General features: G+C 46.1%; 15 protein-coding genes. 10 read left to right on the forward strand and 5 right to left on the reverse strand.

Translation table 11 applies throughout. The features are described from left to right. Positions 1 to 98 precede the first annotated feature (98 nt). On the reverse strand, positions 99 to 608 hold the full coding sequence (locus tag QUA54_RS08295; protein ID WP_172187248.1) for a hypothetical protein: 510 nt from the start codon (positions 606 to 608) through the stop codon (positions 99 to 101). A 137-nt stretch (positions 609 to 745) separates the two neighbouring features. On the opposite strand from QUA54_RS08295, the gene QUA54_RS08300 reads away from it, so the two are divergent. The 5 genes from QUA54_RS08300 to QUA54_RS08320 all read left to right on the forward strand — a co-directional run bounded on the left by QUA54_RS08300 (position 746) and on the right by QUA54_RS08320 (position 6,573). Continuing rightward, entirely contained in the window at positions 746 to 988 is a 243-nt protein-coding gene (locus QUA54_RS08300) for a hypothetical protein (protein ID WP_333414128.1), read from the forward strand. A gap of 313 nt (positions 989 to 1,301) precedes the next feature. Next, entirely contained in the window at positions 1,302 to 2,384 is a 1,083-nt protein-coding gene (locus tag QUA54_RS08305; protein WP_333190961.1) for an ATP-dependent 6-phosphofructokinase, read from the forward strand. Between the two features lie 259 nt (positions 2,385 to 2,643). Continuing rightward, entirely contained in the window at positions 2,644 to 4,092 is a 1,449-nt protein-coding gene (locus QUA54_RS08310) for a slr1306 family protein (protein ID WP_333414129.1), read from the forward strand. A 340-nt stretch (positions 4,093 to 4,432) separates the two neighbouring features. Further along, complete coding sequence (locus QUA54_RS08315) at positions 4,433 to 5,917, forward strand: DUF697 domain-containing protein (RefSeq protein ID WP_333414130.1); 1,485 nt, start codon at positions 4,433 to 4,435, stop codon at positions 5,915 to 5,917. Beyond that, on the forward strand, positions 5,914 to 6,573 hold the full coding sequence (locus QUA54_RS08320) for a type I restriction endonuclease subunit R (RefSeq protein ID WP_333201380.1): 660 nt from the start codon (positions 5,914 to 5,916) through the stop codon (positions 6,571 to 6,573). The genes QUA54_RS08315 and QUA54_RS08320 overlap by 4 nt, the downstream gene beginning before the upstream one ends. A gap of 150 nt (positions 6,574 to 6,723) precedes the next feature. On the opposite strand, the gene QUA54_RS08325 is transcribed toward QUA54_RS08320, so the two are convergent. Continuing rightward, positions 6,724 to 7,413, reverse strand: a complete 690-nt coding sequence (locus tag QUA54_RS08325) for a hypothetical protein (RefSeq protein ID WP_333414131.1) — start codon at positions 7,411 to 7,413, stop codon at positions 6,724 to 6,726. A gap of 128 nt (positions 7,414 to 7,541) precedes the next feature. Next, entirely contained in the window at positions 7,542 to 8,384 is an 843-nt protein-coding gene (locus tag QUA54_RS08330) for a TlyA family RNA methyltransferase (RefSeq protein WP_333201384.1), read from the reverse strand. Between the two features lie 264 nt (positions 8,385 to 8,648). Here QUA54_RS08330 and QUA54_RS08335 point away from each other — a divergent pair, with 264 nt between their 5' ends. Next, complete coding sequence (locus QUA54_RS08335; protein ID WP_333414132.1) at positions 8,649 to 8,846, forward strand: hypothetical protein; 198 nt, start codon at positions 8,649 to 8,651, stop codon at positions 8,844 to 8,846. A gap of 253 nt (positions 8,847 to 9,099) precedes the next feature. Here the strand turns inward: QUA54_RS08335 and apcB are convergent, their stop codons facing one another. Beyond that, entirely contained in the window at positions 9,100 to 9,609 is a 510-nt protein-coding gene (gene apcB, locus QUA54_RS08340; protein WP_333201386.1) for an allophycocyanin subunit beta, read from the reverse strand. 337 nt (positions 9,610 to 9,946) lie between these two features. On the opposite strand from apcB, the gene glnA reads away from it, so the two are divergent. Then, entirely contained in the window at positions 9,947 to 11,368 is a 1,422-nt protein-coding gene (glnA, locus tag QUA54_RS08345) for a type I glutamate--ammonia ligase (protein ID WP_333414133.1), read from the forward strand. Between the two features lie 240 nt (positions 11,369 to 11,608). Here the strand turns inward: glnA and QUA54_RS08350 are convergent, their stop codons facing one another. After that, positions 11,609 to 12,280: a hypothetical protein gene (locus QUA54_RS08350; protein WP_333414134.1), complete on the reverse strand. Its 672-nt coding sequence runs from the start codon at positions 12,278 to 12,280 to the stop codon at positions 11,609 to 11,611. A gap of 109 nt (positions 12,281 to 12,389) precedes the next feature. Between QUA54_RS08350 and QUA54_RS08355 the strand changes: the two genes are divergently transcribed. The 3 genes from QUA54_RS08355 to QUA54_RS08365 all read left to right on the forward strand — a co-directional run bounded on the left by QUA54_RS08355 (position 12,390) and on the right by QUA54_RS08365 (position 14,067). Continuing rightward, positions 12,390 to 12,716, forward strand: coding sequence for a hypothetical protein (locus QUA54_RS08355; protein WP_333414135.1), 327 nt, complete (start codon positions 12,390 to 12,392; stop codon positions 12,714 to 12,716). 2 nt (positions 12,717 to 12,718) lie between these two features. After that, positions 12,719 to 12,952 (forward strand): hypothetical protein, encoded by a 234-nt coding sequence (locus QUA54_RS08360; RefSeq protein ID WP_333414136.1) that lies wholly within the window; start codon positions 12,719 to 12,721, stop codon positions 12,950 to 12,952. Positions 12,953 to 13,161: 209 nt separating this feature from the next. Next, positions 13,162 to 14,067 (forward strand): ferritin-like domain-containing protein, encoded by a 906-nt coding sequence (locus tag QUA54_RS08365; RefSeq protein ID WP_333414137.1) that lies wholly within the window; start codon positions 13,162 to 13,164, stop codon positions 14,065 to 14,067. The last annotated feature ends 17 nt before the right edge of the window (positions 14,068 to 14,084 follow it).

Genomic DNA, 14,084 nt, shown 5'->3' on the forward strand with positions numbered 1-14,084 from the left:
AACAGGCTTTTGGGCCTGTTCCACAAGACAATTGATTTTTAATGGAACAGGCCCAAAAGCTTCTGGGATTGTTGCTAGATGTTAGCTAACCCAACCTGCTACTGTTTTGCCGACTTCTGCGCCTTGTTTTCCGGTTCAACAGATTGCAAAGCTTCGTCGAGAATTGCCCGTGCTTCTTCGGCTTTACTTCTAGCTTCTCGATAGCGGACGTTAGCTTGAGCGAAGTTTTTGAGAACCTTGAAACCGTCTTTCAAGCGACCAATTTCCTCGGCAGTCACAGCCTCATCTGTAAACAAAATGTCGATCGCCGCCCGGATTTTGAGTGCTTCTTCGCGGGATTCCATGACTTTCAATTTGAGACTTGCCAAATTGCTCAAAATCTGCACAGCTTCAGTAATCGCGTCCTCGCCGTCAGACGCAGCATCTTCGATATCCTTAACTTCAACAAACTGCTTGGGGCCAAATCCCTCCACGAGTTGTGTAGGCAGCTTGCCCTCATCCATGAGATCCATCAGCCGATCCATCGCTTCTTCGCGGGCTTTGGCTGAATCTTTCCCTTTGACAGTTAAAATAATTTCGGGGCTTTGAGGAAGTGTATAGCGAACCATATTTTGACAGCCTGTGCGCGAAAACAATTGAATGATATTTTATCTTTATTCGATCGCCAGTTGCAGCTATCAATCTGCTCCATTACCAACCGCTTGCCAAAACTTGACACATATACACTCAAAAGGAACCCTCGACAATGAAAGATAAATTTCTTAACTTTCTCAACTTGCTTTTAGTAGCTGATGTATTTTTCGTGTTTGCCATTTTTGGCTGGTTTACGATCGCAGTAGCGGGTCGATCGACCGGGGTGAATCTCGGTTTTGATTTGTGGTACAGTCTCTGGCAGCCCGTATTTAATCCCGCCCTCGGAATTCTGATGGGCGGTGCTATTCTCAGCGGTATAATTAACCAAGTTTCTAAACGCCTCAATCCCAAGTAAAATTGATGTTTTGTTGGAGACGGTGATTGGCTGTGCTACTTAGTTGCCGATCGAACTTGTATGGTGCGTCAGAGATGAGGCACTAAATTAGGTCGATTAAGCTTGAAAATAAATAAGTAGTCAAAAGCGAGTGAAACGCTCCCCTAAGGAGCGATATCTTATGAAAGCCATCACAAAAGTTATGATAGCTTTACATTCTGTAACAGGGTAAAGTTTATTTTCGCCTACCTATTTACGTCGAAAATAAGAATTGGACGATCGGACTCTAAAAATATCAACTCATGTTCTGAGTAGCAAAAGTCGGACATTAATTATGGGAGAACAAAAATGTATCGGTATCCTCACCAGCGGAGGTGACTGTGCAGGTTTAAACGCAGTTATTCGAGCCGTTGTCCACCGCGCAACGGGAACTTACAATTGGAAAGTGATGGGGATTCGTCAAGCCACCAACGGATTGATGAGTCGTCCCCCTCAAGCAATTCCCTTGGATATTGAGAAAGTAGACTCGTGGCTCACCATTGGCGGTACGATGCTAGGCACGACAAATAAGGGCAACCCTTTTGCTTTCCCGATGCCTGATGGGAGTCTACGCGATCGTTCTGACGACATTATCGAAGGCTATCATCAACTAGGTCTGGATGCCTTAATTGGTATTGGTGGCGACGGTAGTCTCGCCATTCTCAGGAAGATTGCTCAACACGGCAATTTGAATTTAGTTGCTATTCCTAAAACTATTGATAATGATGTCGGAATTACCGAGCGTTCCATCGGTTTTGATACTGCTGTCAATATTGCTACTGAAGCACTCGATCGCTTGCATTTTACTGCGGCCAGTCACAGTCGCGTTATGATTGTTGAAGTCATGGGACGCGACGCCGGACATATTGCGATCAGTGCCGGAATTTCTGGGGGAGCTGATATAATTCTGATACCCGAAATCCCTTACACAATTTCCCAAATCTGCGCTCAAATCCAAGAACGCCAAGACCGGGGAAAAAACTACTGTTTAATTATAGTAGCGGAGGCAGTTCGCACTGAAGAAGGCGAATTAGTAATGCACACAAATCGCTTAGGTCAAAGTCGATTAGGCGGAATTGGTCAGTATTTAGCTGATACAATCTCTGAGTGCAGCGGTGCAGAAACTCGCGTCACTGTTTTGGGACATATTCAACGCGGAGGAACTCCTTCATCGCTAGAAAGATTAATTGCTTCTGCTTTTGGCGTCGCAGCAGTTGATTTAATTGCCGAAGAGAAATACGACTGCATGGTATCTTGGCAAAAGCGGGAAGTTGTGAGCGTTCCTCTGGAAGATGCGATCGCCAAATACAGACCTGTAGAATTCGATGGTACTCTGGTTAAAACGGCTCGCGGTTTGGGAATTTGTCTGGGAGACTAGACAATTACCCGTCTGATTTCTCAAAGATTAACAATTTGTAGTCAGGGCTAAAGTCCTTTCTTTCTCAACTCAACAGCAAAGACTAAAGTCCTTACTACAAACATTTTGCACTTGTGAAAAAGGTTTAGGGTGTAATCCGCCCAAAAGTCGCATCGCCCGCCTGCCAGTTTGGATGCCGCAGAGGTACGATGGAATATAGGGAAGGGAGGCCAAGCCCGGTAAGGTTAAGCTTGGCGAAAATACCCACAGGAAGGGAAAAATGACACTTAACTTGCGGCGACCGATTTTAATTGGGGGAATAGGACTTTCAGCAGCGCTGTGGCTGTTGGAAACTCTACAGCATTCGGGTTCAGAAATGGGCGAAACGGCACTCATCGGCTTGGCGGCTGCCGGTGCGGGGTATTGGTGGTGGAAACAACAATCCCCCAAACTCGAACTCGCACTCCCGCAACCCCTAGCGAACAGGGAAGCAGCCGAAAAAGCGATCGCGGCTTCGGAAGCAGCAATTAATTTGCTAGCCTCAGAAGCTCAAAACTCCGCAAATCCAGCTAATCTAACAGCAAAGCTCGATCGGCTCAGAGCCGAATTAGACAGACAAGATTTACGGATTACCGTAACTGGCGGCAAAGCTGTCGGCAAAACTGCCTTAATTCAAGTTTTAAATTCTAATTGGGCCTCTCAACACCCGCAAAAGCTTAGTTTACAAGAAACAGCACCGCTGTTTGCTAATACAACTGCCGATGCCAAAATTAACGGTGATTTAGTGCTGTTTGTGACAGCGGGCGACATCACGGATTCCGAATTTAAAACATTATCTCAGCTAGCTTCTGCCGGTCAGCGCGTGCTGTTAGTCTGGAACAAACAAGACCAATATTTGCCAGAACAGCAGTCGCAGGTTTTGCACTCTTTGCAGCAAAGAATGGAAGGCATATTGGGGACAGAAGATATAATTGCGATCGCAGCTTCTCCCAATTCTATTAAAGTGCGCCGACACCAAGCGGACGGCACATTTCAAGAACGCATCGAAAATCAAGTCTCTCAACTTGAGCCACTGACGGAAAGATTGACTAAAATCTTAACTGAAGAACGGCAACAGTTGGTCTGGGCTAGTGCAGTGCGCGAAGCTGCAAGTATCAAATTAGAGGCGAAAACCTTCTTAAATGCAGTCAGGCGCGATCGGGCACTTCCCATTATCGAACAATATCAGTACATCGCCGCCGCCGCCGTTTTTACTAACCCGGTTCCAGCTTTAGACTTGCTAGCAACAACCGCCATCAGCACCCAACTCGTAATCGACCTCGGCGCCATTTACCAGCAAAAGTTTTCCTTAGAGCAAGCTAAGACAGTAGCAGCAACGTTGGCTAATCAAATGTTCAAATTGGGATTAGTAGAACTGTCTACTCAAACTATTACTGGACTGCTGAAAAGCAATGCTGTCACCTATGTAGCAGGAGGCGCGGTGCAGGGAATTAGTGCAGCATATTTTACCAGAATAGCTGGACTGAGTTTAATTGAATATTTCCAAAGTCGAGAATTGGAAACTGCTGCCACAGGCATTTTAAATATTGACCAGTTGACTAAAACTTTGCAAGCAGTATTTACGCAAAATCAGCAAGTTTCCTTCTTGCAATCTTTCGTCAACCAAGTGGCGAGTCGCCTTTCATCTCAGGTATCTGGGCCCGAAACCGTTAAGTCGGCGGTCAATTAGAAGTAGCCCAGCATCTGATGTTGTTAAATTCGCTCGATCGCCCATGATATCCGTAGGGACACGGCAGTGCCGTGTCCTAGCCGCAGCCCATTAAGAAACAGTTAATTCAGCGGTCAATTAAAATTAGTCCAGCATCTGATATTAAATCCGCTCAATCGCCCAGGATATCTGATATTAAATCCGGTCGGTTGCCCAGGATATCCCTAGGGACACGGCAGTGCCGTGTCCCTACCTAATTCCCCAATAAAAAATTATAAATTTATAAAAAATTGTATTAAAATAAGAAATAGGATTTATAATTCGACGATCAATTATACCTGCTTAAAAAAGCCGATCGCCAATGGCTGACAATTCCCTTCAAGAAAATCGCTTATCCCTTGCCCGCGCCAGTTTGCGCGAAGCCCTGGCGCGCTATTCCCACCTCCGCCAAGGGAAAAGAAACTCGAATAATACAGAATTAGAAGCGGCGCTGCAATATCAGTTAGATATCTTAACTTCCACCTCAGAAAAACTAGACCACAACATAATCCGCATTGCTACTTTCGGCCTAGTCAGCCGCGGCAAGTCAGCCGTATTAAACGCGCTTTTAGGTCACAAAATTCTGCAAACAGGCCCTCTCAACGGCGTGACTCAGTGGCCGCGTTCCGTGCGGTGGAGTGTGCCTTTATCCTTCCTTGACAGCGACGAATCCCCCCAGCCCCCCCTTGCCAATGAGGGGAAAGGAGGGGTGCAAGTTGAATTAATCGATACTCCCGGACTTGATGAAGTTGGCGGCGAAGTGCGCGGCGAAATGGCGAAACAAGTAACTCGCCAAGCTGACTTAATTCTGTTTGTCGTTGCAGGGGATATCACCCGCACTGAATATCAAGCACTGTGCGAATTGCAAACAGCTCAAAAACCGCTGATTTTAGTTTTTAATAAAATTGACCTTTATCCCGAATTAGACAGAAAAGCTATTTACCAAAGTTTGCAAGCGCTGGGAAATTCTGAAGAGTTAGCAGCCGCTGCGGTAACAGAGGAAACAGATAGCGAAAATTTGTCCGATCGCCCAAACAACTCCTCCGAGAAATCTACTGCCAAACCACCCGCTAAAACTGCCAAATCTTTAGAAATAGTCATGGTAGCCGCCGAACCGGCACCGGTGCAAGTGCGGGTGGAATGGTCTGATGGAAGAGTCACTAACGAATGGGAGTCGCCGCCCGCGCAGATAGACGAACTCAAACATAAAATTCTCACAATTCTTAACAGAGAAGGTCGATCGCTCCTCGCTCTCAATGCTTTAGTTGAAGCTAGAGATGCCGAAGCAAACATAGCCCGTCACGTTCTCAAATTGCGACAAACAGAAGCCGAAGATTTAATCTGGCAATTTGCAAAATATAAAGCTTTGGCAGTCGGTTTAAACCCAGTGGCATTCTTGGATGTAATGGGAGCAAGTGTCGCAGATTTAGCCTTAATTCGCTCTTTATCCAGACTTTACGGTTTACCTATGACTGGTTACGAAGCCGGGAAACTTTGGCAGACTATTTTCTCCAGTGCTGGCGGCGTACTTTTGGGAGAATTGGGTAGCAGTTTTCTGTTGGGATTTGGCAAAAGTGCGGCGGCTGCGGCCCCGCACATCGGCTTTTCTACTTTTGCCGGAGTAGCTGTCACTCAAGCTAGTTTAGCAGCTTACGGAACCTACGCTGTCGGTCGCGCTGCCCAAGTTTATTTAGAAAAAGGCTGCACCTGGGGCCCCCTGGGACAAGATACGGTAATTCAAGAAATTCTCGCCACCATCGAGCGTAATACAATTATCGATCGCTTGCAGCAAGAGTTTAAAATATGACACAAACAACAGCCATTACTGAAATCATCCAAACTTTAGCAGATGTTGAATCTCGATTCAATATTACGCGAACTGAATCCGAGGGATTTTTCCCAGAATGGTATGCAGATTTACCCGAAATTACAGAAGTCGATAAAGCCGCTCTCAATTTAATCCGGCGGCGATATCTTTATCATTTAAATGATGGAAGCCTTACAGAAGGAACCGTTACACTAATCATGGGTTCGCCTCTATTGGAACGAGCGGGTTTTTACGATCCACCTTTTAAAATGATGGCGGAAAAATCTGTACAAATTGTTTTAGATGACGAAGATGATGAAGTAGAAACTCTCAAGGGACGGATTGATGTTTTAGTGATGCAAAACCAGTTTTGGGTGACACTCTTAGAGTCGAAGCGCACCACCATTTCAGTAATGTCTGCACTTCCCCAAACACTAGCATACATGACCGCCAATCCCCGCAAGGATAGACCGAGTTTTGCTGCGATGACAAATGGCAGTGAAATTGTATTCGTCAAACTAGACTTTCAGAATCCGCCTAAATATGACTTATCAAGAATATTTTCACCTGTTCCTCTAATGAACGAACTTTATACGGTTCTTCAAGTCTTGATAAAAATTGGTCAACTGATATCAATTCCGGTGGCACCGGAATAATATAAACGGAGGACACGGCAGTGCCGTTTCCCTACCGCGATTAATTGTAGGGACACGGCAATGCCGTGTCCTGATTGTGGGTAATATTAATTCCGATGCTACCAGATTTGATATGATTCCCAATTCTTTAATCGAAAATCGAAAATCGTATTACCGTCTCGCGATTCTCACACCTTCCCTAAAATGTGCGATCGTCGCAATTACCGCTATAGAAAAGTAAAATATTCTAATCAGCCAAAAACAAACCCGCATTGACCAAGAAACAATAGTCGGAGCAATACCTGTGAACTGTACAAATCTGGAATTAACTTTTTTTTCAAAGCTGTCAAGGTCTTTCATCTCCGATTGTTTCGTCGGAATAACCGGAAACTGACCAGTATATACGTAATAACCGATAAAACCTGACAATCCTACTTTTCTATTCAAAAATGAGTTAGTTAATGTTGCAGTTTCTGGAGGCGATAATTTATCCGATTCTCCTACTTTTTCCAGCCAAGAATTATATCTGATGGCTGGCGTAATCATGAACACTAAGGGAACTATAACTATCAACAAAGCTGCACTAATTTTGCGACCGTATTTAGGGTGTAGAAGATTTGTCGCCACACCCACTCCCATACCGATAAATGCAAATATCAATATATTTAACAGTTCAATAATTTCGATGCCCCTCAACAAATCACCGATTATCAGAATTGTATATAATAATTTGTCTGCTAGTAGCAGGGCGACCCACTTGATCAGCATTGAAACGCCTACAATAGTAGCTACAATCGCCACATACCCGATGGCACCTAGAACGTAGAGTAAAATAGAACCGACTTGTTTTAATGACTGCATGGAATTATTCACTAACTGAAAGTTCAGGAGTCGGATTGACCAAAAAATTTCAAATTTTAGAGCAATCTGGAGTTCCAAATTTGATTTTTAAAATTGATTAGCTTGACATCTTGAAATCAATCTAAAATCTACAATCGATCGACAAGTTCGCGCGCGGCCGCTTTGGTAACTTGTGCGATCCGTTCCTTCACAACACTCTCTTCGATCGCCCTCGGCTCTGATTCCTGTTCGCGATCGATCCCCAACCATAAAAGATACTCGATATTACCGGCCGGGCCAAGTAAAGGCGACCACGTTAAGCCGCGTTCCTGCCATCCTAAAGCTGTGGCTGCCTTCCACACTTGAAAAATCGCATCGGCTTGAGTTGCTGAGTCTCTCACTACGCCTTTTTTCCCGACTCTCTCGCGCCCTACCTCAAACTGCGGCTTTACCAGCAACACAGCTTCTCGCGGTGGTGCCAACAATTCCCACAGCGCCGGTAAAATCTTATCCAGGGAAATAAACGACACATCTACTACCGCCAAATCTGCTCGCTCAGAGTCGCCGTAAAGCTCAGTAGCAGTCATGTACCGCAAATTGGTGCGTTCTTTCAAAATTACCCTCGGATCGTTGCGCAAGCCCCAATCTGCTTGACCGTAGCCAACATCTACGCCGTAGACTAGGGCGGCGCCGGCTTGCAGGAGACAGTCGGTAAAACCGCCTGTGGAAATGCCGCCGTCGAGACAAATTCTGCCTGCAACTGGAATAGCAAAAACTTCTAAAGCTTTGGCTAATTTGTCGCCGCCTCTAGAAACATAGCGCGATCGCTCTTTGATCTGAATTTTTGCTGCAATATCAACCTCAGTGCCCGGTTTGTCAACTACCTGTTGGTTGATGGAGACTTTTCCCGTCCGAATCAATGCCTGAGCTTGCTGTCTGGAACTGCACAAATCTAGGCTGACCAATAAAGTGTCTAGTCGCTGTTTAGCCAAGGTTTTTAATCTGTACGGATAGGGTTAAGAACAGTACCAGATTAGCACTTACGCACAAGCCCGACTGCTGATTTTTGGCGACCATTTTGGTTTTGCGCTCATTGAGGGGCGATCGCCCCCACCTCACATTATGTGACTGAGATCGCTCTGATTGTGTAGTTGGATCACAGATATACCTTCATAAAATCACACAAAAATTTGTGCTACTAGCGGATGATTTATATGTAGCTAAAAGCGCTACAAATACCATCAGGGCGATCGAGCATGAAAACAATTAACTTTCCTATCAGAAATGCGGGCAATTGTCAAGAAAATCCCCTGGCCTTCATCAGCGGTGATATCATTCACATTCTTTACCCCAACGGCGAAGTAGAAGCAAGAACCGCCGAACAAGTCGATCTCGGTCAAACCAAAAATCCCCTGGACAAATGCCTCGTGTGGGGATGTGTTGGGGATTTTTAACACCAGTTTCAAGAAAGAATGCAATTATAGGGAAGCTCCAAACCCTTAATTCATAAGTCATTCCCAATTATTCAAATCTTTAATCTCAAATTTTTAATCTCAAATCTTTAATCTCAAATTTTTAATCTCAAATTGTCTAACCCATAAAAAAAGATCGCTTGGAGGCTGTGAGGCCAAAAAAAGCGATCGATCCAACTGCTACTAACTGCAAGCCACAAGTGCAATTTGCTGTTAAAAGAAGTAGCAAATTGACTTAAATATCTTGTTCGCTCAATTCGCGAATCAAGTAATCAAAAGGCTGCTCCAAAAAAGACCCTACAGACAAGCCAGCAGATGCCACCTGAGCCTTAACCATCTCCTTCATAATGCCAATTCCCATCACCGTCGGGCCAATGGGAACGCTGAGAGAATTGTAAGTTTCGCGCAAACCTTGCAGCACGCGCTCGTCGAGTACGTCGGTACTTCCGGCCACCAGGGCGTAAGTAGCATAGCGCAAGTAGTAGTCCATATCCCGCAGACAAGCCGCGTAGCGGCGAGTCGTGTAGGCATTTCCGCCCGGACGGATCAATTCCGGCTGTTCGGCAAATAGCTGAATACCAGCTTGCTTGACAATTGTCGCAGCATTGCTGTTAATCGCCGCCGCAGCCTGTACCCGTGCCGTGCCTGTTGCAAAATAAGATTTCAACCGATCGATACCATCTCGGTCTAAATACCTACCAGCAACATCATAATTTTCAATCAGGCTCGTCACTGCATCGCGCATAAGTTTCTCTCCCAAAAATCTTTATCAATACTTTGCTATCTGAGACAGACCGCCTATTGTAGACTACTACAAATCGGCGTTTGATTAAGATTTGAGATAGGATTTTCACGAAGGGTAGTCTATCCCCGGCAAACGACCGCAAAATTCAGCCGTTTGCCTTGTATCTTCAGCCGAAAAATCGACAGGGCAAGAATCTCGAACTGCCCGACTGCACTGGGCCCCTATTTCTAAATTCTGTAGCCCTAGATACAAAATAGTGGGTACTGAAGGCCTACGATCGCCCAAACAGTATGAAATCGGCCGATCGCCAAGACACAACCAATATCAGGAGTAAGTCATGTTCCAGACGCCCCAAGAAGCCTTAAATTACATAAAAGAAAATAAAATCCAGATCGTTGACCTAAAGTTCATCGATATGCCGGGGATCTGGCAGCACCTTTCCCTGTACCACGACCAAATCGACGAAACCGCATTCACAGACGGCGTACCCTTCGACGGTTCCAGCATTCGGGGCTGGAAAGCCATCAACGAATCTGACATGACGATGGTCATCGATCCGACAACCGCTTGGATTGACCCGTTCATGGCAGAACCAACCATCAGCTTCATCTGCAGCATCAAAGAACCACGCACCGGGGAACCTTACAGTCGCTGTCCCCGCACCATTGCCCAAAAAGCCATAGACTACCTGCTTTCCACCGGTCTCGGCGATACAGCATTCTTTGGCCCGGAAGCAGAATTCTTCATTTTTGACGACGTTCGCTTCGACCAAACCCAAAATTCCGGCTACTATTACGTAGATTCGATCGAAGGTCGCTGGAATTCCGGCAAAGAAGAAGCAGGCGGCAACCTCGGCTACAAACCGCGTTACAAAGAAGGTTATTTCCCAGTAGCACCAACCGATACCTCTCAAGACATGAGAACGGAAATGCTGCTGACAATGGCAAAATGCGGCGTACCCATCGAAAAGCACCACCACGAAGTCGCCACCGGCGGTCAATGCGAACTCGGTTTCCGCTTTGCAACTTTAGTACAAGCCGCTGACTATCTGATGACTTACAAATACGTCATCAAAAACGTCGGCAAAAAATACGGCAAAACCATCACCTTCATGCCCAAACCGCTGTTTAACGACAACGGTTCCGGGATGCACGTTCACCAGTCGATTTGGAAAGACGGCCAACCTCTATTTGCAGGCGATCAATATGCAGGTTTCAGTCAAATGGGACTGCATTACATCGGCGGCATTCTCAAGCACGCACCGGCACTTTTGGCACTCACCAATCCCACGACCAATTCCTACAAGCGTTTAGTTCCCGGCTTTGAAGCGCCTGTAAACTTAGCTTACTCTCAAGGGAATCGATCGGCATCAGTGCGGATTCCGTTGTCGGGAACCAACCCCAAAGCCAAGCGGTTAGAATTCCGCTGTCCCGATGCCACTTCCAACCCCTATTTAGCATTTGCAGCCATGCTGTGCGCCGGCATAGACGGCATTAAGAATCAAATCGATCCGGGCGAACCTTTGGACGTGGATATCTACGACCTTTCCCCTGAAGAATTGAGCAAAATTCCTTCAACTCCCGGTTCCTTGGAAGGCGCTTTAGAAGCTTTAGAAAAAGACCACAGTTTCTTAACTGAAACCGGGGTATTTACCGAAGACTTCATCCAAACATGGATTTCCTACAAACTCGACAATGAAGTCAACCCGATGCGGCTGCGTCCTCACCCCTACGAGTTTGCTTTGTACTACGACTGTTAGATAGTTAATAATCCAACCTGAACAATTGAGAATTCTGATTGTTTGTCGTTGATGTCTAATCGAAAAAAAGGTTGCCCTTGCAGGCGACCTTTTTTAATAATTTATGCGAACTCAAAATTTTATATCAAGTCCGGTGGCATCCTTCGTGTATTGATCTGTGAGCGTCCATAACCGTGCTGTACTTCTTCAATTTGGTTAACTCACACTAGCTTCTGAGCTAATCTTTGATAGACCTGCGCTCTAGGGTAGCTCTGTCTCCTCCAACAAAAATTTTTCAGCGACTTGAGAACCATACAGATGGGTTAACAACGTTGGCAACCATTTATTTCGAGTGATATCTGGGGGATTCACACCACAATCCAACAGAAGGTCTCGCAAACGCTTAAACAAACCATACACCTGCTTGTCTAAATCCGGGACATATCCTCGAATCTCTTCGATAAACTCTAGCGATCCACCCAGCAATCCAAAACCTTCATGTGATTTCATCAGCCCCCACTTACCTTGGGCTGAATAGATAACGCTGTCTGAAGTATAAGGATTTATACCCAACCTCGGTCCAATTAGCCTATCTTCTTCTGTTCCAGAGTACCCCTCAAGAAACTCTGATAATGGGATATAACAGTGAGCGGGTCCATTCTCTGGATATCCTGTCGATATTAGTGAGATATAGCAGCCTGTATCACCTAATTTTACTGCTGCATTAATCAGTGCGTCAATCAGGAGAAGGTCATTTTCACCGTCACAAGGATAGATAATTGTACGTCCTATCACCTGTGATGAAAAAGGTTCCTTAAACGGATTGTCGTGAACAAAAACTTTCCGAAGAAAAGGCTCTGCTTCTAAAAGAAATTCATCTTCAGTGAGAGTGTGCATATAATTGAGTCTTGTGATTATTTCCATCAAGTCCATAATCTCACATCTCAAATGCTCAAATCGGATGACCGTCTATCCGCCTTGCTGGCGCGGTGTTGCTGTTGTGGTAAATTAGCAATTTGCAGCAATTAGCAACTAGCAGATAATGTCTGATATTTTTGTGATGGTACGCAATCAAAATAACATGGCAATGACTTCAGTTGATGGCATTGCCTTCATTACTTTACTAAATCGAGACGGACGGGTACTGGCCGAGGAGACAGTGGCTTTGATGGAGGCAGATGCGGGATTTGATGACTTGGCAGCAGGGCAATATACTGTAATAGTTAGGCATGAACGGGTTGAACCGCGATCGGCCACCTGGGATGTCACAATCACCAATGAAGATCAAGTAATCATACTGACATTTGTCTATCTAGAACCCGAACGGGTACTGCTTCGCATCCTAGCTACAGTTGAAGAGAGACTATAATCATGACAGCTAAAGTTATTCCATCACAGTCAATTAAAATGTTTCGCTATCGAGTACATTTCTTGGCAAAAGACCTTTGGAAAGAGAAAAACCCAGTTGGTCGGATGAATCTGGCTTTACAGTTAGCGGATGCGGCGACAACGCTGGCTAGACTGGAAGTGGAGGAGATGCACAAATTTAAACAAGAGCCTGCTAGCCTTGAGGCTTCAGACTCGACGGAACCTGAAAAGTTTTGAGTGCGTGAGATTGCTTTGGGAGCCTCGCGGAACGCTTGCGTAAATGACAAATCAAAACTATTTTAGTCGATCGATCTGCGAGTAAAAAAATTGTATGTATAAAATTCAATCTGCCTGCAACACAACAACTTTCAGCCTTGCGAGGTAATTGGTTGTCAAAAAAACTGCGTTACACTTGTATAAGTATCTTTATAAAACAACATAAAAGCATGACTGTTGCCTATCCCCGCAAGCTGCGCAACGCAATGGGAGCGCGCGAGATTTTAGCTCGAGTAGTGCACGATCGCGAACTGCACCTGATCACCCTCAACCGCTACCGCTACAGCGAACAGCGCAGTTGCAAAGACCTCACGGACGTGATCGAACGGCTCGACGGCGAACCGGCCGAACTCGTGCGCGACCTCTCCCGCCACATTTCCGACGAAGCGCGACACGCTATGTGGCTCACCGACTTGCTGGTAGACTTGGGCCAAAATGTGGGAACGCCGCCGGGAATCTCCTACATTGACGAATTTGACCGCCTGCTGGACAAAGAGCAATACAACCCGAAAAGCAACCTCGATGACAGTATAATTGCAGGCTTAGTCGCAATCAATGTCACGGAAAAGCGGGGCTGCGAATACTTCTCAGCGCACATCCACGCGCTCAAACAGGCTCCCCAAACCGCAGAAAACGTCAAAATCCGCGAAACTATCGAAAAGATTTTTCCCGAAGAAGCTGGTCACGTCCGCTGGGGCAACCGCTGGCTCGCCCAAATAGCTGCCAAAAGCCCGGAACACCGCCAGAAGGTGGAACAGGCAAAGCGCAAGTATGTGGCGATCGAACAAGCAGCATTTGAATCGGGAATGGATATCATGCTGGGGGCAGAACTCCGCCGCGTCACCCGCCTCGTGGATATTGCCAACACCATGCCGATGTGGGAACGCCCGCAATACCTGATGGAACGCTTGCCCATGACCCTGCTGGCCCCGGATCTGCAAATGACCAGAGTCGATGTTGCTCAGCGGGCCTGGAACCGCGACCCGCAGGCATTTGTGGAGAAACTTGTGCCGATGTTCCTCAACGGCTTGAATACCATTGAGAAGAAGCCTGCCCCGGCCAAGCCCAAGGCTTAAACACTGGCGAGGGCTTG

The organism is Microcoleus sp. MOSTC5 (genome assembly GCF_036701825.1).
GTDB lineage: Bacteria > Cyanobacteriota > Cyanobacteriia > Cyanobacteriales > Microcoleaceae > Microcoleus > Microcoleus asticus.